Source organism: Pseudomonas antarctica (assembly GCF_001647715.1).
GTDB lineage: Bacteria > Pseudomonadota > Gammaproteobacteria > Pseudomonadales > Pseudomonadaceae > Aquipseudomonas > Aquipseudomonas antarctica_A.
Window position 1 is genome coordinate 5090215 of sequence record NZ_CP015600.1, and the last position, 20533, is coordinate 5110747.

The following is a 20533-nucleotide window of genomic DNA, read 5'->3' on the forward strand; positions in this document are numbered from 1 at the left end:
ACTCAAAAACCTTAGGCAACGGACAAGCCCAACTCGGACAACAACATCGACGCCTGGGCTTTGGAAATCACGGCGCCTTTGAACAGTTTGGCATCATTGAGGCGAAAGCCGCTCAAATCCGCACCGCGCAAGTCGGCACCAGCGAAATTGGCGCCGTTGATACGGGCGTGAGCGAGGCTGCATTCGATCAATTGCGCCTTGCGAAAGTCTGCATCCGACAAGTCGCTGTCGGAGAAATCCAGGTTATTCAGCACGGTTCGCGCAAACGACAAACCGGACAAAAATGCACTGTTGAGCCGGGTTTCACTGAAGCTCAGCCCCAGCGACGCACAGTGAGTGAAGTTGGCGCCGGTCAGCTTGCAGTGGGCAAAACTCGCTTGGGACAATTTGCTGCGCTGCCAGCGGGTGTTGTTCAGGTCGCAGCTGTTGAACTGCGCTTCCAGCAGGTTCGCCGCTTCGAATACCGCATGGGCCGCGCGGCAACTGGTCCACTGAGTGCCTTCAAGGCGCGAGCCGAGAAAAGAAGTCTGGACCAGAATGCAGCGTTCGAACACCCAGTGGTCCAGCACCATTCGCGACAGATCGGCACCACTCAAGTCGACGCCCATCAGCCGCAACGGGCCGTTGTGCTGGTCGATCAGGTCTTCCAGATCAGAGCGCTGCAAGGTGCCGCCGTCGATATCTGTGTGCTGCATGGGGCCTCCGGGCAAGGGTCTGTTTAAAACGAGGGGGCGAGTCTAACCCGCCCACGCCAACAAAAAACCCGGCAAAGTGCCGGGTTTTCTATTTACGCGAAACGCCCTACTCCAGAACCGTCCGCACTGTGTTCTGAACCGTTTGCGCCTTGCGCTTGTTCTTGATCCAGTAGCACAGCCCCATGAACGCTACCCACACCGGGATGGCGTACACCGACACCTGAATCCCCGGGATCATCAGCATGATCACCAGGATAAACGCGACGAATGCCAGGCAGATATAGTTACCGTAGGGGTACCACAGCGCCTTGAACAGCGGCACTTGGCCGGTGCGGTTCATGTGCTGGCGGAACTTGAAGTGGGAGAAGCTGATCATCGCCCAGTTGATCACCAGCGTAGCCACTACCAGCGACATCAGCAGTTCCAGCGCATGCTGCGGGATCAGGTAGTTCATCAGCACCGCCACCAGGGTGATCGCCGCCGAGGCCAGGATCGAACGCACCGGCACACCGCGCTTGTCGATCTTCGCCAATGCCTTGGGCGCATCGCCCTGCTCAGCCATGCCCAGCAACATGCGGCTGTTGCAGTAGGTGCCGCTGTTGTACACCGACAGCGCTGCGGTCAGCACCACGAAGTTGAGGATGTGCGCGGCCGTGTTGCTGCCCAGCATCGAGAACACCTGCACGAACGGGCTGCCGCTGTAGGCATCGCCGGACGCGTTGAGGCTTGCCAGCAGGCTGTCCCAAGGCGTGAGCGACAACAGCACCACCAGAGCGCCGATGTAGAAAATCAGGATGCGATAGATCACCTGATTGATCGCCTTGGGGATCACAGTGCGTGGCTGGTCGGCTTCGGCGGCGGTAAAACCGAGCATTTCCAGACCGCCGAACGAGAACATGATGATCGCCATGGCCATCACCAATCCGCCCACACCGTGCGGGAAGAACCCACCGTGGTCCCACAGGTTACTCACCGAGGCTTGCGGGCCGCCAGTGCCGCTGACCAGCAAATAGCTGCCCAGGGCGATCATGCCGACGATGGCCACTACCTTGATAATGGCGAACCAGAATTCGGCCTCACCAAAGACTTTGACGTTGGCCAGGTTAATCAAGTTGATCAACACGAAAAACGCCGCTGCCGAAACCCAGGTCGGAATCTCCGGCCACCAGTAGTGCACGTACTTGCCGACAGCGGTCAGCTCCGACATGCCGACCAGAATGTACAGAATCCAGCAGTTCCAGCCCGACAGGAAGCCGGCGAAACCGCCCCAGTACTTGTGGGCAAAATGGCTGAAGGAGCCGGCGACCGGCTCTTCGACGATCATTTCGCCGAGCTGGCGCATGATCATGAAGGCGATAAAGCCGCAGATGGCATAGCCCAGGATCATCGACGGGCCGGCGGATTTGAGCACCCCGGCCGAGCCCAGGAACAGGCCGGTGCCGATGGCGCCCCCGAGGGCGATCAACTGGATATGCCGATTTTTCAGGCCGCGTTTCAGCTCGCCTGAAGAGGAATGGGGTCCACTCATGAAAAGGGTCTCACGCAAGGTTTGATGATGTTGAATGCACGTTGCTGCCTTGAGTCTCGACTCAAGCAGCGCTGCTCAAACCCCAGCGCAGGCACCAGGAGTACAGCGTCTTTCTAACGGTCATGCGTCACCTGTTTGTTTTTATCTGTGACGAAATCGAACCCGTCCGGCTCGTGGCCAGGCGGAGTGATCAGGGTGGGTAAACCCTGAGGTCTTGGCCTTTTGCGTAGGTACGCAAGGGGGTCACAGTAAAACGCGGCGCATTGTACACCGCTCGACAGCTTCGGGCCGACCCCGGAAGACGCCTGTGACAATCTGTCAGGCATTCCTTACAGCCTCTCACGCCTCAATCATTGCGCGCCTTTCTCGTAAATTAATCGTTACAGCACGGAAAATAAGCGTTACAGCCAAGCTTCAACTGTCTGAAAACGGAAAAATGTCAGTGGGAAATTTCCGGTCGTTTACCCGCTCCAGTCCGTTGTTTTTTCTGAATAAAAGACAGCGTCAAAAAAACAGAAGAAAAAGTCCAAATGAGACCGTGTCAATAAATATTTTGCATTCCGAAACACACTCTCCTAGGTTCTTTCACTTGCCAGCGAAGCCCGTTGGCAAGCCGTTCTCAAACAACGTCCTCTAGGAGATACACCATGCAAGCACTGGAAAACGACCTGGAAACCGAACTGCAACTCGACGATTGGTTTGAAGCGCCGACCCATGAGGCCGCCGTTGAAATGATGCAAGCCGATGCCGTTGTGCCGTTTGGCACCGCGATGTGGCCTTTCTAACACCCGGCAGGCATCCGGCAGGTGCTGTGCACGGCACCTGCCCCCTTACCCAAGGCACAGAAGGACACCCGTCATGGACAAGGCCCGCGCCGTCGAACACTTTCTCTACTACCTCGCGCACCACCCGGCCCTCAACGGCCTGAGCCGCCCTACCGTGCTACTGGGCCATACCGAACGCTACGACGCCATCGCCCAGGCAATTACCCACGGCAGTGCCGCCCGATTCAATTTCCAGGTGCAGCGCCTGGACCTGGCCGCCAGCGACACCCTGGCCCAGGCCATCGAAGCCTGCGACCTGTACCTGTTTCTCTACGATTCCTCGACCCTGCCCAACCCACGCGCCGAAGGCCCGGATTTTATCCGCGCCCTGCAAGGCGTGATGGCGGAGCACTGGAAGAAATCCCTGCTGTTCAAGGATTACGGCGACTACTTCTACGACACCTTCAGCGTCGAGCCGCAGCGCATTGCCGACCTCAACGCCACGCTGATCCGCCGCATGTCCCAAGCCAATGTGCTGAGCTTCACCGACAAACACGGCTCACGCCTTGAAGCGCCGATGAGCAGCATCAAGAAGTGGACCAACATCAACGGCGTCGGCAACCACGACCTGGCGCCGGGCGAAATCGCCACCCACAGCGAAGCCATCAATGGCCAGGTGCGGTTTGTCGGCACCTTCCTCAGCACCATCCCGTTTGCGCGCAAATACGGCGTGCTGCAATCACCGTTGGAACTGTGGATCGAGAATTCGACGATTTGCAGCGTGGCCAGCGACGTGCCGGGGCTGGCAGAGGATTTCAACAAATACCTGAACGCCAACCCGTCCAACCGGCGTGTGGAGGAGTTGGGGATTGGCACCAATGAAGGGGTCAAGGATTTGTATGCGCGCAATGCAGGCTTCGAGGAGCGCCATTGCGGTTTGCACCTGGGGTTGGGCGGTGGCCAGAAAGGCAGCCATCACTTGGACCTGATCTTTGCCAGCGGGGTGTTGGCGCTGGATGACAAGCCGGTGTTTGACGGGACTTTTGCGTTCTAGAGCAGCGTCAGAATCACAGAGATCCCTGTGGGAGCCGGGCTTGCCCGCGATGACGGTGGGTCAGCCTATCTATTTGTCGACTGATATACCGCCATCGCAGGCAAGCCAGCTCCCACAGTTGATCGCATTGCAAATTCAGAGCAAAAAAAAACGCCAACCCTAAGGTTGGCGTTTTTGTGCAGCACTTACATCACTGCGGCTTCTTGCGACCAAAACCCGGGCGCTGGCCGGAACCGGCCGGGGCGCCACGGCGCTTGCCCGACGGCTCGTCCGCAACCAGTTTCAGGCCTGGGCGCTTTTTCGGCGCTGGCTTGGCTGGACGCTTGGTGTTGGCGCTGTCGGCTGGGCGATCGGATGCCGGAGCACCACGGCCTGCTTCACCACGGTTACCGCGACCGCCGGTTGGCGCTTCGCCACGGCCCGCTGGACGCGGTGCGCGTGGAGCACGCTCGCCTTCCTGACGGGACGGCGCGGTTGGGCGGCGCTCGCCTTCGATCTGCGGCTCACGGGAGATACGACCGCCGGTGGCCGGTGCATTCAGCGCCGGGCGCAGGGTACGGGCAACGCGTTCGGTACGGGCCACAGGGCGCGACGATTTACGCTGCATACGCTCAAGCTTGTCTTTGCTCTTGGCGTTCATCTGCGGCATCGCGACCGGCGTCAGGCCAACTTCAGCGCTGAGGATGTCAACTTCGTACTGGCTCATTTCGCGCCAGCGGCCCATCGGCAGGTCGGAGTTCAAGAACACCGGGCCGAAACGCACGCGCTTCAGGCGGCTGACCACCAGGCCCTGGGATTCCCACAGGCGACGTACTTCACGGTTACGGCCTTCCATCACCACGCAGTGGTACCAGTGGTTGAAACCTTCGCCACCTGGCGCCTGCTTGATGTCGGTGAACTTGGCCGGGCCGTCTTCAAGGACTACGCCGGCTTTCAAGCGCTCGATCATCTCGTCATCGACTTCGCCACGTACACGCACCGCGTATTCACGGTCCATCTCGTAGGAAGGGTGCATCAGGCGGTTAGCCAGTTCACCGTCAGTGGTGAACATCAGCAAGCCGGTGGTGTTGATGTCCAGGCGACCGATGTTGATCCAGCGGCCTTCTTTGGGCTTAGGCATCTTGTCGAACACGGTCGGACGGCCTTCCGGGTCGTCACGGGTGCAGATCTCGCCATCGGGCTTGTTGTACATGATGACGCGGCGCACCGATTCGGCGGCCTCTTCACGCTTGATGACCTTGCCATCAATGGTGATTGCATCGTGCAGGTCGACGCGCTGGCCAAGGGTGGCTTCAACGCCGTTGACCTTGATGCGCTTCTGGGTGATCCAGGCTTCGACGTCGCGGCGTGAGCCCACGCCGATACGTGCCAGCACCTTTTGCAGTTTTTCACCTGCTGGGCCGATTTCCTGGCTGTCGTTCTGGTCTTGGTCGTTCATCTTAAGCACCTCCCGGTGGGTCGATTCAGGCGTGGCCTGAAGAGTGTTGAAAGCGGGGCTTTGGGCGAATACCTCGCCAAAGGGTCGCGAATCATACGCGCATGGCGCGCGTTGCGCATCAGAGACTAGTCGATTAGGGCGCAGTCATTTGCTTTTCCGCCGACCGGTGGCGCCCAGCGCCAGCAGGCGCAGCTCGGCTTCGGCCAAAACCGTGCGTTTGTCGACCTTGTCGAGTTTCTTCCAGGCGCGGATCTCGCGCTTGCTACGGCCGCAGCCGACGCAGATGTCATCGCTGAACTTGCAGATGCTGATGCAGGGGTCTTTGGTTGAACTCATTTGAATCCTCCCAGGCAACGGGTTTTCTGTGGGAGCTGCTCGCCTGCGATGGCGTCACCTCGGTGAAACACAAAGACCGAGTCGCCTGTATCGCAGGCAAGCCAGCTCCCACATTTTGACGCGGCGTCAGTCTTCGAACTGACGCCGCTCGGCCTCGATGGCCTCAGCCAGCGCCCGGGCTTCGTCTTCCTCGTCGCTCAACGGCGGTTGTTCGAGGGCGGCGACGGCAGCCAGGAGTTTCTCACGGGCCTCGGCGACACCGAGGATGTCTTCCTCAGGCTCAGGCTCAGGCTCAACTTCAATGTCGACCTCAGGCCCGGGCTCAGACTCAACTTCAATGTCGACCTCAGGCACCGTTTCAACGTTCACCTGGGTTTCAGGCTCGGCAGCCCCATCCCGCAACAAGTCGTCGAAGTCGGTCTTGATTCCCTGCTCCATGTCGTCCAATTCCAGCAACAAGGTGTGGAAACTGGTTTCGTCCTTCGGCTCTTCCGGCTCGGCCGTGGCGTCGGCCAGCTCTTGCAGGCTGGCGGGGACCGGCGCGTCGTCGAAGTCCAGCACCGGGTCCGGCTCCATCTCGCGCAGCTCAGCCAGCGGCGGCAGGTCGTCGAGGTTTTTCAGGTTGAAATGGTCGAGGAACACTTTGGTGGTGGCGAACATCGCCGGTTTGCCGGGCACATCGCGGTAACCGACGATACGAATCCACTCGCGCTCCAGCAACGTCTTGACGATATGGCTGTTGACCGCCACGCCGCGCACATCTTCGATTTCGCCGCGCGTGATCGGCTGGCGATAGGCGATCAGCGCCATGGTCTCGAGCATCGCCCGCGAATAACGCTGCGGGCGCTCTTCCCACAAGCGGCCGACCCACGGGGAAAACTTCTCACGGATCTGCAGGCGATAACCCGACGCCACTTCGCGCAGCTCAAAGGCGCGGCCGTCGCAGGACTTGCGCAAAATCTCCAGCGCCTTCTTGAACACCGGCGGCTCAGGACGTTCAGCCTCTTCAAAGAGTTCGAACAAGCGCTCCAGGGATTGCGGTTTACCCGAGGCCAGGAGAAAGGCTTCCAGCAACGGGGCCAGTTCGCGGGGTTCAGTCAAATTCATCGATTCAGCTCTTTATTCGGCTCGCGCCCGCACGTGGATAGCCGCAAAAGGCTCATTCTGGACCAGCTCGACCAAGGACTCCTTGACCAGTTCAAGGATCGCCATAAAGGTCACCACCACCCCCAGGCGCCCTTCTTCTTTGGTAAACAGCTCAACAAACGGCACAAAGCCGCCGCCCTTGAGGCGTTCGAGCACATCACTCATACGCTCACGGGTCGACAAGGCCTCGCGGCTGACCTGGTGGCTTTCAAACATGTCGCCACGGCGCAGCACCTCGGCCATGGACATCAACAACTCCTCCAGGCTGACGTCCGGCAACAACTTGCGCGCCCGGGCTTCCGGGGCGTCGAGCTTGGGCACCACCACATCACGGCCAACGCGGCTCAAGCCGTCGATGCCTTCGGCGGCCGCCTTGAAGCGTTCGTACTCCTGCAGGCGGCGGATCAGTTCGGCGCGCGGGTCGTCTTCTTCCGCTTCGATGGTTTCCGAGCGCGGCAACAGCATGCGCGACTTGATCTCGGCCAGCATGGCGGCCATCACCAGGTATTCAGCGGCCAGCTCCAGGCGCACCGACTGCATCAGCTCGACATAGCCCATGTATTGGCGAGTGATTTCCGCCACCGGGATGTCGAGGATGTTGATGTTCTGCTTGCGGATCAGGTACAGCAGCAAGTCCAGCGGGCCTTCGAAGGCTTCAAGGAAGACCTCCAGTGCATCGGGCGGGATATACAAGTCCAGCGGCATTTCCATGACCGCCTGGCCGTAGACCATGGCAAATGGCAGTTCCTGCTGGGCACCGGCCTGGCTGTCGACGGTTTCCGCGACCGACATTCAGGCCTCGACCATGAATGGCGTTGGGTCGCCGCAGCCCACTCGCACCACTTCCGGTTCACCGTCAGCGAGGTTGATCACGGTGGAGGCCTTGTTGCCGCCGTAGCCGCCGTCGATGATCAGGTCGACGTGTTTTTCCAGCAGGCGGCGCATTTCGTGCGGGTCGTACAGCGGCTCGGTTTCACCGGGCAAGATCAACGACACACTCATCAACGGCTCGCCCAGCTCAGCGAGCAATGCCAGGGCAATCGGGTGCTCCGGCACCCGCAAGCCGATGGTGCGCTTCTTCGGGTGCAGCAACAGGCGCGGCACTTCGCGGGTGGCATTCAGAATGAACGTGTAGGGCCCCGGCGTGTGGGCCTTGAGCAGGCGGAACGTGCCGGTGTCGACCTTGGCGAACAGGCCCAACTGGGACAGGTCGCTGCAGATCAACGCGAAGTTGTGGTTCTTGTCGAGGTCACGCAGGCGTCTTACACGCTCTACCGCGCTCTTGTCGCCGATCTGGCAACCAATGGCGTAGGACGAATCCGTTGGGTAGATCACCACGCCACCGGCGCGAATGATCTCCACGGCCTGTTTGATCAGGCGCGCTTGAGGGTTTTCCGGATGAATCTGGAAGAATTGACTCACGTGTTCTACCTGTTCAGACGGTGGCAATAATGGGGTCATGCTTGAATCGCCCCCACAAAAGCGGCAGGTCGTCCGGGACCTGGCGATATTCGCCAATCTCGGACCAGCCGCCTGGGCCATGAAAATCACTGCCGGCGCTGACCAGCAGACCAAATTCGCGCGCAAGAATCGCCAGGCTACCCACCTGTTCGGCGGGTTGATGCCCGTTGACCACTTCAATTGCGTGGCCGCCCGCTCCAATATAGTCGGCAATCAGCTTGCGGCGCTTGCTGCGGGTGAAATCGTAATGCCAGGGATGCGCCAGGCTGACCCAGGCCCCGGAGGCTCGCAGGGTCCCGACGGTATCTTCCAGCGTCGGCCAGTGTTGCTTGACGTCGCCCAACTTGCCGGCCCCCAGCCATTTACGAAAGGCTTCGGCGCGGTCTTTGACAAAACCTTCACGCACCATCCAATCGGCAAAGTGCGGCCGGGCCGGTGCGTTGCCGCTGTCACCCAGTTCTTGCTGGATGGCGCGGGCGCCGTCCAGCGCATTGGGCATGCCTTTGAGGCTGAGCTTGCGGCTTATTTCTTCGGACCGCAGCCAGCGGCCATCGTGCAATTGAGCAATGGCTGCCACTAAAGCCGGGGCGTTTTGATCGAAGCCGTAGCCGAGCACATGAATGGTGGCGCCGCCCCAGGTGCAGGACAATTCCACGCCGTTAACCAATTGCATACCCAGGCCATGGGCCGCTTCGCGGGCTTCATCGAGCCCTTCGAGGGTGTCGTGGTCGGTCAACGAAAGGACTCGCACGCCTTTTTCAAACGCACGCGCAACCAGTACCGCGGGCGCCAGGGCGCCGTCGGAGGCCGTGCTGTGGCAGTGCAAATCAACATTCACGGAAGTGTGTAACCTCAAGTCAGCTGGCGCTTTCGCTACCAAGGATGTTTGTTATTATGCCGCCACATCCAGCTTCTGGCTCTTACTGTGAAACAATTCATCGACTTCATCCCGCTGTTGCTGTTTTTCATCGTTTACAAACTCGACCCCAGGGTCATCGATCTCGCCGGCCATGAGCTGACAATCGGGGGCATCTACAGTGCCACCGCCGTGCTGATCATCAGCTCGGTAGTGGTCTACGGCGCCATCTTCATCTCCCAGCGCAAACTCGAGAAAAGCCAATGGCTGACCCTGGTTGCCTGCCTGGTCTTCGGCAGCCTGACCCTGGCCTTCCACAGCGAAACCTTCCTTAAATGGAAAGCCCCGGTGGTGAACTGGCTGTTCGCCCTGGCGTTTATCGGCAGCCATTTCATCGGTGACCGCCTGTTGATCAAGCGGATCATGGGCCACGCACTGACCCTGCCCGAACCGGTATGGACGCGTTTGAACGTGGCCTGGATCGTGTTTTTCCTGTTCTGCGGCGCCGCCAACCTGTTCGTGGCCTTTACCTTCCAGGACTACTGGGTCGACTTCAAGGTGTTCGGCAGCCTGGGCATGACCGTCTTGTTCCTGGTCGGCCAGGGTATCTACCTGTCGCGCCACCTGCATGACACTGACTCTACTACGCCAAAAACCGAGGACTGACATGCTTTACGCCATCATTGCTACCGACGTTGCCAACTCGCTGGAAAAACGCCTGTCTGTACGCCCGGCTCACGTCGAGCGTCTGAAACAGCTGCAAGCCGAAGGCCGCATCGTACTGGCTGGCCCACATCCGGCAGTGGACAGCAATGACCCGGGCGACGCCGGTTTCACCGGCAGCCTGATCGTCGCCGAATTTGCCTCCCTCGCCGACGCCCAGGCCTGGGCCAAAGCCGACCCGTATGTGGCGGCGGGCGTCTACGCTGACGTGGTGATAAAGCCGTTCAAGCAAGTCCTGCCTTGACCTACCGTTCGTGAGCTGGATCGCGCCGAACCAATTGCATTCGGCGCGCTCCTAATTGCTCATTATTCTCGGTAACCTGCCGACAACGTTCTGAATATTCGTGTGGAATCAGGAGTTCCGATGCGCTTACGTCAGTTGTGTTTGTTGGCAGTGTTAATGATCGGGGCTACCGCCCACGCTGAAGAAACCTCGAACACCGGCAGCTCCACGCCCCTGTCCTTGAGTGCCGGCAGCCAGATCACCGAGTTGCAGCAACGCTTGAAAGAAAGCGAACGGCTGCGTGAAGAACTGAGCAAACAACTGCAAAGCGCAGATACTGCGCGTGAAAGCGCCCAACTGAGTCGCTTGCGTCAGGAGAACCAACGCCTGGCCCAGCAACTCAAAGAAACACAGGGCGGCACCTTGACCCGATGGCTGACCGAGCAACAGCAGTGGTTTGTCACCGGCGGTGCCGTCGCACTGATCGCGTTGCTGTGCGGGATCTTCGCCAGCGGTGGGCACCGTCGCCGTCGACAATGGCTAAATTGAGTGAGTCATGAGCGAGCTGTTACTGATAGATGATGACCAGGAGCTCTGCGAGCTGCTGACCAGTTGGCTAAGCCAGGAAGGTTTCCAGGTGCGCGCCTGCCACGACGGCTTGAGCGCCCGCAAAGCCTTGGCCGACAGCGCCCCCGCGGCGGTGGTACTCGACGTGATGCTGCCCGATGGCAGTGGCCTGGAGTTGCTCAAACAATTGCGCAGCGACCACCCGGAATTGCCGGTGTTGATGCTCTCGGCCCGAGGCGAGCCACTGGACCGGATTCTCGGCCTGGAACTGGGCGCGGACGATTACCTGGCCAAACCCTGCGACCCACGCGAGCTCACCGCCCGCCTGCGCGCCGTGCTGCGCCGCAGCCACCCGGCTGCCGTGTCGAGCCAGCTGGAACTGGGTGATCTGTGCTTCAGCCCGGTGCGTGGCGTGGTCACCATCGATGAGCAGGAATTTGCCCTTACCGTCTCCGAAAGCCGCCTGCTGGAAGCCTTGCTGCGCCAGCCCGGCGAACCGCTGGACAAGCAGGAACTGGCGCAGATCGCCCTCGGCCGCAAGCTGACCCTTTACGATCGCAGCCTGGACATGCACGTCAGCAACCTGCGCAAGAAAATCGGCCCGCACCCGGATGGCCGGCCACGGATCGTGGCACTGCGTAGCCGGGGCTATTACTACAGCCTCTGAAATCGGGAGCCTGTGGCTCCCAGTTTTGTCAGTTCCCCCCAAACCCCTCTTTACCCAAGCTTTACCGTCCCCTGACCGCCGCTGACCTTGATCTCCGTAATCTACTCACATCCGGACTCACCGGAATAGAGACAGGAGAATCACCATGCGCAAGACCCTTATCGCTCTGATGTTCGCCGCTGCCCTGCCGACCGTTGCCATGGCCGCTATGCCAGAAGGCCCAGGCCCGATGGGCGGCCCAGAAGGCCACATGATGGGTGGCCCGGGCCACGGCGGTGAACACGGTCCGCGTGGCAAAGGCGGCCCCTTCAGCCAGTTGGACCTGACCAAGGAACAGCGCCAGCAAATCGGCAAATTGATGGGTGACCAATGGCACGCCCGCAAAGACCTGGTCAAAAAGTACCTGGACAAACTGCCAGCCGCTGACCAGAAAGCCATGCAGGATGAAATCGCCGCCGGCAAACAGAAAACCCAGGCTGACATCCGTGCCGTGCTGAAACCCGATCAACAGAAGAAATTCGACGAGATCGTCAAGAAACAGGCCGAGCGCCGCGCCGAGTGGAAGGAATTCCAGGCCTGGAAAGCGCAACAGCCGCAAAAAGCGCAATAATGCTCTAGCGTTACCTACCCAGCCCAGTGGCCCTCGCCGCTGGGCTTTTCCTGTTTGAGGGTTTCCTGTGCGTTCATTGTTCTGGCGCATCCTGGCCAGTTTCTGGCTGGCCATCGCCTTGGTTGCCGGGTTGTCGATCCTGCTTGGGCATATGCTCAACCAGGACGCCTGGATTCTCAGCCGCCACCCCGGCCTCAACAACCTGGCGCAAGAGTGGACCCAACTCTACGAAGCGCAAGGCGAAGACGCCGCCCAGGACTTACTGCAACAGCGCAAGCGCCAGTATCACATCGACGTGCAAGTGCTGAATGAAAGCGGCGAGCCGGTAGTGCGTGGCACCTTCCCGAAGCGCGCCGCCGCCTTCGAAGCTCGGCAGAATGACAGCAAGGACGGCCACCTGCCCTGGCGCCGGCTGACCGCCGAGTACACCAGTGAAAAAACCGGCGACACCTACCTGCTGATCTACCGCATTCCGCACCCGGAACTCGACGAATGGCACCGCAGCAGCCTGACCTGGCCCTTGAGCGCGCTGGCGATTGCGCTGGTGGTGCTGACACTGTTCAGTTTGCTGGTGACGCTGTCCATTACCCGCCCGCTCAGCCGACTGCGCGGCGCGGTGCATGACCTTGGCCAAGCCACCTACCAGCAGAACAGCCTGGCGCAGCTGGCTAACCGGCGCGATGAGTTCGGCGTGCTGGCCACTGACTTCAACCGCATGGGCGCGCGCCTGCAAAGCCTGATCGGCAGCCAGCGCCAGTTGCTGCGGGACGTGTCCCACGAACTGCGCTCGCCACTGGCCCGCTTGCGCATCGCCCTGGCCCTGGCCGAACGCGCCAGCCCCGAAGAACGGGAAAAGCTCTGGCCGCGCCTGACCCGCGAATGCGACCGCCTGGAAGCGCTGATCAGCGAAATTCTGGTATTGGCCCGCGTCGATGCCGACAACGCCAGTGCGGAAGAGGTGGACCTCAACCCACTGCTCAAAACCCTGCAAAAGGACGCCCAACTCGGTGCCCCGGACCAGACGGTGCAGCTGTCGGCTGACAACGAGCTGCACCTTAAGGGCTGGCCGACCATGATCGAACGCGCAGTGGATAACTTGCTGCGCAACGCCCAACGTTTCAACCCGCCAGGCCAGCCGATTGAATTGAAGGCCCAACGCCAGGGCGAGCGCATTCTGATCAGCGTGCGCGACCATGGCCAAGGCGTTGACGCCGAACACCTGAGCCAACTCGGCGAACCGTTCTACCGCGCGCCCGGCCAGACGGCCCAAGGCCACGGCCTGGGCCTGGCGATTGCGCGGCGCGCGGCAGAGCGCCATGGTGGCAGCCTGATCCTGGCCAATCACCCCGACGGCGGTTTTATCGCCAGCATCGACCTGCCGCTGGTGCCCGGAGTTGTCACACCCGTGTGAGGATCTTCTATAGTGGCCCTTCTCTTACGGAGGGCCTTTGATGACTGACCTGCTGACTCCCATCCAAGCCGCACTCGATTTACCGCAAGTCGCGCTGACCTTTACCGAAGCCGGCGCCCTGCCCTCGACCTTCGCCGTGACCGAACTGGCGGCCGCCAGTCTCGGTGCCGCCGGCCAAGCCGTCGCCCAACTTATTCAGCAGCAGACCGGGCGCTTGCCCAGCGTCAGCGTGGACCGGCGCCTAGCCTCCTTCTGGTTCTCGTCCTCGATTCGCCCGGTGGGTTGGCAAGTACCGCCGCTGTGGGACCCGGTCGCCGGCGACTATGCCTGCGCCGATGGCTGGATTCGTTTACACACCAATGCGCCCCATCACCGCGCGGCCGCCGAGCGCGTACTCGGCAAGGTCAATGACCGTGCCGAGATGGCCAGCCACGTCGCAACGTGGAACGCGGCAGAACTGGAACAGGCGATTGTCGATGAAGGCGGCTGCGCAGCGCAGATGCGTTCGTGGCAGGCCTGGCAAACCCATCCGCAGGGGTTGGCGGTCAATGCGCAGGACCTGGTGCAGCGCCGGACCTTCGATGCCACGGCCGACAAACCCTGGCTCGGTTCCGTGGCGCGGCCGTTGGCCGGCATCAAGGTGCTGGACCTGACCCGCGTACTGGCCGGCCCCGTGGCCAGTCGTTTCCTCGCCGGCCTTGGCGCCGATGTCCTGCGCATCGACTCACCCAGCTGGAACGAGCCGGGCGTGGTGCCGGAAATGACCCTGGGCAAACGCTGCGCTCGCCTGGACCTGAAAAGCCCCCAGGACCGGCAGATTTTCGAAAGCCTGCTCAAAGAGGCCGACATTCTGTTCCACGGCTACCGCGCCGATGCCCTGGAGCAACTCGGCTACTGCGCCGATGACCTGCAAACCCTCGCCCCCGGCTTGATCGACGTAAGCCTCAATGCCTACGGCTGGAGCGGCCCATGGCGTAATCGTCGCGGCTTCGACAGCCTGGTGCAGATGAGCTGCGGGATTGCTGACGCGGGCATGGCCTGGAAACAGTCGGATAAACCGGTGCCGGTGCCGCTGCCGTTGCAGGCGCTGGATCACGCCACCGGGTATTTGATGGCGGCCAGTGCGATTCAGGCGTTAAGCGAGCGCTTGAAAACCGGGCGTGGCGGTTCGGCGCGGTTGTCGTTGGCACGCACCGCGAAGCTGTTGGTGGAGGCCGGGCAAGTGCCGGAGCAACCGGCGTTGCGGGCTGAAGACGCGGGCGATCAGGGTGTGGTGGTGGAGCAAACGGCCTGGGGCCAGGCCCATCGTTTGCTCGCGCCGGTGACCATCAGTGGCACGCCTTTGCAGTGGGATTTGCCAGCGGGGGAATTGGGGTCGCATCGGCCACAGTGGTGATTTGAAAACCTCTTTCGCGAGCAAGCCCGCTCCCACACTTTACCGAGTACATCCTTTGGAATACGGTCAAAATGTGGGTGCGGGCTTGCTCGCGAAGAGGCCCTGGCAGACGCTATCAATCCGCCCGACTTAACGACGTCCACAAGTGCTGCGCGGCATACGCCCGCAAAGGCCGCCACGCCTCAGCCCGCGCCAACAATGCGCGCGCGGTTACCGGCCCACCTTCCAACGCCGCCAGCGCATTGATCAATCCGATATCCCCCGAGGCAAACGCATCCGGCTCGCGCAACTGGCGCATGGCGATGTACTGCGCAGTCCAGTCGCCGATTCCCGGCAACGCCACCAGCCGCGCCACGCCCTCCTTGAGGCTGGCTTTGGGCTCAAATAACTGCGGGTCATCCAATAAAGCCTGGGCAACACCCGATAAGGTGCGACCCCGAGCCTTGGGCATGCCCAACGTCGCCAGGTCCGCCGCTGCCAAGACGTCGGGCGTCGGGAAAACATGGGTGATACCGGCGTGTGGCGTATGCAACGGCTGGCCATACTGCGCCACCAATTTACCCGCCAGGCGAATGGCCGCCACCACCGTGATCTGTTGCCCCAGCACGGCACGAATCGCCAGTTCCAGACCGTCCCACGCACCCGGCACGCGCAGGCCAGGACGGCCAGCAACAAGCTGCGCCATTAACGGGTCGGCGGCCAGTTGCGCATTGATCAACTGCGGCTGGGCATCCACATCGAACATCGCCCTCAAGCGCCGCTCGATCTCGAGAAGCGCGGCGGTGTCAGGAAACTCGACGTCGACCTCCAGCCAATCCCCGGCCCCCGGCGCAACACTGATCCAGCCGTGGGAACCTGCGACGCTGATGCTGCGCCGATACACACCGGCCTCGACAATCTCCAACCCGCTGATTGCCCGCAAGGATAAAAAGTCCACCATCGCCGCCCAGTCATAGGGTGGCTGATACGCCAGTCTCACAACGACAATACCCCGCTGTACAGCCCATACGCCGCCAGCCCCGCGCCCGCGACCACGCAACTGAAAATGCCTTTTTCCATGTGGGTAAACAAGGGCTGGCCCTGCTCGCGCTTGGCCAGGGCAAATAGAATCACACCGGGCGCATACAGCAGTGCCGAGAGCAGCAGGTACTTCAAGCCGCCTGCGTAAAGCAGCCATACCGCGTAGCCGAGGGCAATCAGGCTGACCAGCAAATCCTTGCAGCGCTGGCGCGGGGCGCCGTCATAGGTTTCGCCGCGCCCGCTCAACAGCACTGCATAGGCTGCCGACCACAGGTAGGGCACCAGAATCATTGACGAGGCCAGGTAGATGAGGTTGGTGTAAGTGCTGTGGGAAAACAGCGTGATGACCAGGAAAACCTGGATCATTACGTTCGTCAGCCACAACGCGTTGGCCGGCACCTGGTTGGCGTTTTCCTTTTTCAGGAAGGCCGGCATGGTCTTGTCATGGGCCGTGGCGTAAAGAATTTCTGCGCACAGCAGCGCCCAGGACAGCAAAGCCCCCAGCAACGACAACGCCAGGCCGATGCTGATCGCCACCGCGCCCCAAGGTCCGACAATATGTTCCAGCACACCTGCCAAGGATGGGTTCTGCAATTGCGCCAGTTCCGGCTGGCTCATGATCCCCAGCGACAACACATTCACCAGTACCAGCAGCGCCAGCACCCCAAGAAACCCGATCAGCGTGGCCCGGCCTACATCCGAGCGTTTCTCGGCCCGCGCCGAATACACACTGGCGCCCTCAATGCCGATGAAGACGAACACGGTGACCAGCATCATGTTGCGCACCTGATCAACCACGCTGCCGAATTGCGGATTGCCCAAGCCCCAGATATCGCGGGTGAAGATATCGGCCTTGAACGCGACGGCGCTGATGACCACAAACATCACCAGCGGCACGATCTTCGCCACGGTGGTGATCTGGTTGATGAACGCCGCCTCCTTGATGCCGCGCAGCACCAGAAAATGCACGGCCCACAACAACAGCGACGCGCAGCCAATAGCGACCGGCGTATTGCCCTGGCCGAACACCGGGAAGAAGTAACCCAGGGTGCTGAACAGCAACACGAAATAACCGACGTTGCCCATCCAGGCACTGATCCAGTACCCCCAGGCGGACGAGAAACCCATGTAATCGCCAAAACCGGCTTTGGCGTAGGCATACACCCCGGCATCCAGTTCAGGTTTGCGATTGGCCAGCGTCTGGAACACGAAGGCCAGGGTCAACATGCCGACGGCGGTGATCGCCCAGCCGATCAACACGGCGCCCACTCCGGCGCGCGCGGCCATGTTTTGTGGCAAGGAGAAAATCCCACCGCCGATCATCGAGCCCACCACCAGGGCGATCAGCGCGCTGAGACGGAGTTTCTCGACCGATTCAGACATAACGACTCCTACAGAAACAATAATTGAGCGGACAACCGTGTACTCAACTAATTCATTCAGCGAGTGCAACGTTTATTTAAGACGGTAATAAAACCCACAGGCTCATAACATAACGGCATGAAAGTTTGTAAAGTTTAGGCTTATTAACAATTTAAAGACGCAGGCCTTTGGCCGCTATCTAGCGAGCTTCTCGGCGTGTTGTTTAAAAGTTTGCATATTCTGCAAAACAGACTAGTTTCAAACGTCCATCACACGGACTAAATCATTAGTCATCACGCAGAGACCGCTCTAGAAAGCGTCTTCCCGATAAAAGTACCCCTCAAGTGCTTCCCCCCTAAGTCATTAATTCACAATGAAATGTGCCAATGACGTGATCTAAGTCAGCTGTTTGATCAGCGCACAGAATTATTCTGTGGTCTCTCTTCTCCTGCATTGGAGTCATGCAATGTCTGAATCTCCCGGAAAACTTCGACTGGGCGCACTGGTTGCCTTGGTCGTGGGTTCAATGATTGGCGGCGGGATCTTCTCACTTCCGCAAAATATGGCGGCCAGTGCCGATGTCGGCGCGGTGCTGATCGGTTGGGTGATTACCGCCATCGGCATGCTGACCCTCGCTTTCGTGTTCCAGACCCTGGCCAATCGCAAGCCTGACCTCGACGGCGGGGTGTATGCCTATGCCAAGGCCGGCTTCGGCGACTACATGGGCTTCTCGTCCGCCTGGGGGTACTGGATCAGTGCCTGGCTGGGCAACGTCGGGTACTTCGTGTTGCTGTTCAGCACCCTCGGCTATTTCTTTCCGATCTTCGGCGAAGGCAATACGCCTGCGGCGGTGATTGGCGCCTCGGTGTTGCTGTGGGCCGTGCACTTTCTGGTGCTGCGCGGGATCAAGGAAGCCGCGTTCATCAACCTGGTGACCACCGTCGCCAAGGTGGTGCCGCTGGTGCTGTTCGTGCTGATCGCCGTGTTCGCGTTCAAACTGGACATTTTCACCGCCGATATCTGGGGCGTGAAAAACCCGGACCTGGGCAGTGTGATGAACCAGGTGCGCAACATGATGCTGGTTACCGTGTGGGTATTCATCGGCATCGAAGGCGCGAGCATCTTCTCGTCCCGTGCGGAAAAACGCTCCGACGTGGGCAAGGCTACCGTCATCGGTTTTATCACCGTGCTGCTGTTCCTGATGCTGGTGAACGTGCTGTCCCTGGGGATCATGACCCAACCGGAATTGGCCAAATTGCAGAACCCGTCGATGGCCGCCGTGCTGGAGCATGTAGTCGGTCACTGGGGCGCGGTGCTGATCAGCGTCGGCTTGATCATCTCCCTGCTGGGGGCGCTGCTGTCGTGGGTGTTGCTGTGCGCGGAGATCATGTTCGCCGCCGCCAAGGACCACACCATGCCGGAGTTCCTGCGTAAGGAAAATGCCAACCATGTGCCGGTCAACGCCCTGTGGCTGACCAACGCGATGGTGCAGGTGTTCCTGGTGATCACGCTGTTTTCCGCCAGCACTTACCTGTCGCTGATTTACCTCGCCACGTCGATGATCCTGGTGCCCTACCTGTGGTCGGCAGCCTACGCCTTGCTGCTGGCGGTGCGCGGTGAGACCTACGAAAACGCGCTGCGCGAACGCAAGAAAGACCTGTTCATCGGCGCCGTCGCCCTGATCTACGCGATCTGGCTGCTCTACGCCGGTGGCACCAAGTACCTGCTGCTGTCCGCCCTGCTCTACGCGCCTGGCGCGATCCTGTTCGCCAAGGCCAAGCATGAACTGGGCAAACCGATTTTCACCAACGTCGAGAAGCTGATATTCGCCGCGGTAGTCGTGGGCGCCCTGGTGGCGGCCTACGGGCTCTACGCCGGCTTCCTGACACTGTAATTGTTCTCACTGGAGGATCTGTAATGACCACGGAAAAAGTGAAGTACGGCGTACATTCCGAAGCCGGCAAACTGCGTAAAGTCATGGTGTGCTCCCCAGGTTTGGCCCACCAGCGGCTGACCCCCAACAACTGCGATGAACTGCTGTTCGATGACGTGCTGTGGGTCGCCCAGGCCAAGCGCGATCATTTCGACTTCGTCACCAAGATGCGCGAGCGGGACATTGATGTGCTGGAAATGCACAACCTGCTGACCGATATCGTCACCATCCCCGAAGCCCTGGACTGGATCCTGCAACGCAAGATCACCGCGAATACGGTTGGCCTGGGCCTGATCGATGAAGTCAGCTCCTGGCTGCGCAGCCTGGAGCCGCGCAAAATCAGCGAATTCCTGATTGGTGGCGTGTCGGCCGATGACCTGCCGAGCAGTTTCGGTGGCAAGACCATCGAGATGTTCCGCGACTTCCTCGGCCACGCAAGCTTCATTCTGCCGCCGCTGCCGAACACGCAGTTCACTCGCGACACTACCTGCTGGATCTACGGCGGCGTGACGCTGAACCCGATGTACTGGCCGGCGCGACGCCAGGAAACCCTGCTGGCCTCGGCCATCTACAAATTCCACCCCGAGTTCACTAACGCAGACTTCCAGATCTGGTACGGCGACCCCGACCAGGAACACGGTGCCGCCACGCTGGAAGGCGGCGACGTCATGCCAATTGGCAATGGTGTCGTACTGATCGGCATGGGCGAACGTTCGTCCCACCAGGCGATTGGCCAACTGGCACGCAACCTGTTCAAGAACAAAGCCGTGGAACGCGTGATCGTTGCCGGCCTGCCGAAGTCCCGCGCGGCGATGCACCTGGACACCGTGTTCAGCTTCTGCGACCGCGACCTGGTCACCATCTTCCCCGAAGTGGTCAACCAGATCATTCCCTTCACCCTGCGCCCTGATGACAGCAAGCCACACGGCATCGATATCCAACGGGAGAAAACCAACTTCCTCGAAACCGTGGCCGCAGCGCTCAACCTCAAGGCGCTGCGTGTGGTCGAGACCGGCGGCAACAGCTTCGCCGCCGAGCGCGAGCAATGGGATGACGGCAACAACGTGGTGGCGCTGGAGCCTGGCGTGGTGATCGGTTACGACCGCAACACCTACACCAACACCCTGCTGCGCAAGGCCGGTGTGGAAGTCATCACCATCAGCGCCGGTGAACTCGGCCGCGGCCGTGGCGGCGGCCACTGCATGACCTGCCCGATCATCCGCGACCCAATCGACTACTAAACCTAACTTTTAACTTATTACGACCCGGCGCTGTGAAAGCGTAGCGAGCGTAGGAAAGACAAGGAAAAAACAGGCGAGGAAGCGGAGTTTACTGGTTGTAAA

21 protein-coding genes are annotated in these 20533 nt (G+C 60.5%); 11 read left to right on the forward strand and 10 right to left on the reverse strand.

Annotated features, from left to right (window positions below):
- Positions 1-11: 11 nt before the first annotated feature.
- Both A7J50_RS23115 and A7J50_RS23120 read right to left on the reverse strand, forming a co-directional pair.
- Entirely contained in the window at positions 12-695 is a 684-nt protein-coding gene (locus tag A7J50_RS23115) for a pentapeptide repeat-containing protein (protein WP_064453887.1), read from the reverse strand.
- A gap of 106 nt (positions 696-801) precedes the next feature.
- Positions 802-2223: an amino acid permease gene (locus A7J50_RS23120; protein ID WP_064453888.1), complete on the reverse strand. Its 1422-nt coding sequence runs from the start codon at positions 2221-2223 to the stop codon at positions 802-804.
- 647 nt (positions 2224-2870) lie between these two features.
- On the opposite strand from A7J50_RS23120, the gene A7J50_RS31695 reads away from it, so the two are divergent.
- Together A7J50_RS31695 and A7J50_RS23125 are read left to right on the forward strand one after the other, a co-directional pair.
- Positions 2871-3008, forward strand: a complete 138-nt coding sequence (locus A7J50_RS31695) for a hypothetical protein (protein WP_003175756.1) — start codon at positions 2871-2873, stop codon at positions 3006-3008.
- Between the two features lie 73 nt (positions 3009-3081).
- Entirely contained in the window at positions 3082-4041 is a 960-nt protein-coding gene (locus A7J50_RS23125; RefSeq protein ID WP_064453889.1) for a hypothetical protein, read from the forward strand.
- Positions 4042-4231: 190 nt separating this feature from the next.
- Here A7J50_RS23125 and rluB read toward each other — a convergent pair whose 3' ends face one another.
- The 6 genes from rluB to A7J50_RS23155 form a co-directional block, all read right to left on the reverse strand.
- A complete protein-coding gene (gene rluB / locus A7J50_RS23130) occupies positions 4232-5479 on the reverse strand; it encodes a 23S rRNA pseudouridine(2605) synthase RluB (protein ID WP_064453890.1) in 1248 nt (415 codons plus the stop codon).
- 144 nt (positions 5480-5623) lie between these two features.
- The gene (locus tag A7J50_RS23135) at positions 5624-5815 is read right to left on the reverse strand and encodes a DUF1289 domain-containing protein (RefSeq protein ID WP_005790815.1); all 192 of its coding nucleotides are present in this window, start codon (positions 5813-5815) and stop codon (positions 5624-5626) included.
- A 126-nt stretch (positions 5816-5941) separates the two neighbouring features.
- Positions 5942-6922: an SMC-Scp complex subunit ScpB gene (gene scpB / locus A7J50_RS23140; protein ID WP_064453891.1), complete on the reverse strand. Its 981-nt coding sequence runs from the start codon at positions 6920-6922 to the stop codon at positions 5942-5944.
- A 12-nt stretch (positions 6923-6934) separates the two neighbouring features.
- The gene (locus A7J50_RS23145) at positions 6935-7633 is read right to left on the reverse strand and encodes a segregation and condensation protein A (RefSeq protein ID WP_169875663.1); all 699 of its coding nucleotides are present in this window, start codon (positions 7631-7633) and stop codon (positions 6935-6937) included.
- A 120-nt stretch (positions 7634-7753) separates the two neighbouring features.
- The gene (locus A7J50_RS23150) at positions 7754-8383 is read right to left on the reverse strand and encodes an L-threonylcarbamoyladenylate synthase (RefSeq protein WP_064453893.1); all 630 of its coding nucleotides are present in this window, start codon (positions 8381-8383) and stop codon (positions 7754-7756) included.
- Positions 8384-8396: 13 nt separating this feature from the next.
- The gene (locus A7J50_RS23155) at positions 8397-9260 is read right to left on the reverse strand and encodes a PHP domain-containing protein (protein WP_064453894.1); all 864 of its coding nucleotides are present in this window, start codon (positions 9258-9260) and stop codon (positions 8397-8399) included.
- A gap of 87 nt (positions 9261-9347) precedes the next feature.
- Here A7J50_RS23155 and A7J50_RS23160 point away from each other — a divergent pair, with 87 nt between their 5' ends.
- The 7 genes from A7J50_RS23160 to A7J50_RS23190 all read left to right on the forward strand — a co-directional run bounded on the left by A7J50_RS23160 (position 9348) and on the right by A7J50_RS23190 (position 14875).
- The gene (locus A7J50_RS23160) at positions 9348-9944 is read left to right on the forward strand and encodes a septation protein A (protein ID WP_064453895.1); all 597 of its coding nucleotides are present in this window, start codon (positions 9348-9350) and stop codon (positions 9942-9944) included.
- 1 nt (position 9945) lies between these two features.
- A complete protein-coding gene (locus A7J50_RS23165) occupies positions 9946-10245 on the forward strand; it encodes a YciI family protein (protein ID WP_015885584.1) in 300 nt (99 codons plus the stop codon).
- A gap of 120 nt (positions 10246-10365) precedes the next feature.
- A complete protein-coding gene (locus A7J50_RS23170) occupies positions 10366-10773 on the forward strand; it encodes a hypothetical protein (RefSeq protein WP_064453896.1) in 408 nt (135 codons plus the stop codon).
- 7 nt (positions 10774-10780) lie between these two features.
- Positions 10781-11458 (forward strand): response regulator transcription factor, encoded by a 678-nt coding sequence (locus A7J50_RS23175; RefSeq protein WP_064453897.1) that lies wholly within the window; start codon positions 10781-10783, stop codon positions 11456-11458.
- Positions 11459-11603: 145 nt separating this feature from the next.
- On the forward strand, positions 11604-12068 hold the full coding sequence (locus tag A7J50_RS23180) for an LTXXQ domain-containing protein (protein ID WP_017139156.1): 465 nt from the start codon (positions 11604-11606) through the stop codon (positions 12066-12068).
- Between the two features lie 67 nt (positions 12069-12135).
- The gene (locus tag A7J50_RS23185; RefSeq protein ID WP_064453898.1) at positions 12136-13479 is read left to right on the forward strand and encodes a sensor histidine kinase; all 1344 of its coding nucleotides are present in this window, start codon (positions 12136-12138) and stop codon (positions 13477-13479) included.
- Between the two features lie 40 nt (positions 13480-13519).
- Positions 13520-14875, forward strand: coding sequence for a CoA transferase (locus tag A7J50_RS23190; protein WP_064453899.1), 1356 nt, complete (start codon positions 13520-13522; stop codon positions 14873-14875).
- A gap of 115 nt (positions 14876-14990) precedes the next feature.
- On the opposite strand, the gene A7J50_RS23195 is transcribed toward A7J50_RS23190, so the two are convergent.
- Together A7J50_RS23195 and arcD (A7J50_RS23200) are read right to left on the reverse strand one after the other, a co-directional pair.
- The gene (locus tag A7J50_RS23195) at positions 14991-15854 is read right to left on the reverse strand and encodes a DNA-3-methyladenine glycosylase family protein (RefSeq protein ID WP_064453900.1); all 864 of its coding nucleotides are present in this window, start codon (positions 15852-15854) and stop codon (positions 14991-14993) included.
- A complete protein-coding gene (gene arcD / locus A7J50_RS23200) occupies positions 15851-17278 on the reverse strand; it encodes an arginine-ornithine antiporter (protein WP_064453901.1) in 1428 nt (475 codons plus the stop codon). The genes A7J50_RS23195 and arcD (A7J50_RS23200) overlap by 4 nt, the downstream gene beginning before the upstream one ends.
- 445 nt (positions 17279-17723) lie before the next feature.
- Here arcD (A7J50_RS23200) and arcD (A7J50_RS23205) point away from each other — a divergent pair, with 445 nt between their 5' ends.
- Positions 17724-19151, forward strand: a complete 1428-nt coding sequence (arcD, locus tag A7J50_RS23205) for an arginine-ornithine antiporter (protein WP_064453902.1) — start codon at positions 17724-17726, stop codon at positions 19149-19151.
- Positions 19152-19174: 23 nt separating this feature from the next.
- Positions 19175-20431, forward strand: a complete 1257-nt coding sequence (gene arcA / locus A7J50_RS23210) for an arginine deiminase (protein WP_064453903.1) — start codon at positions 19175-19177, stop codon at positions 20429-20431.
- The last annotated feature ends 102 nt before the right edge of the window (positions 20432-20533 follow it).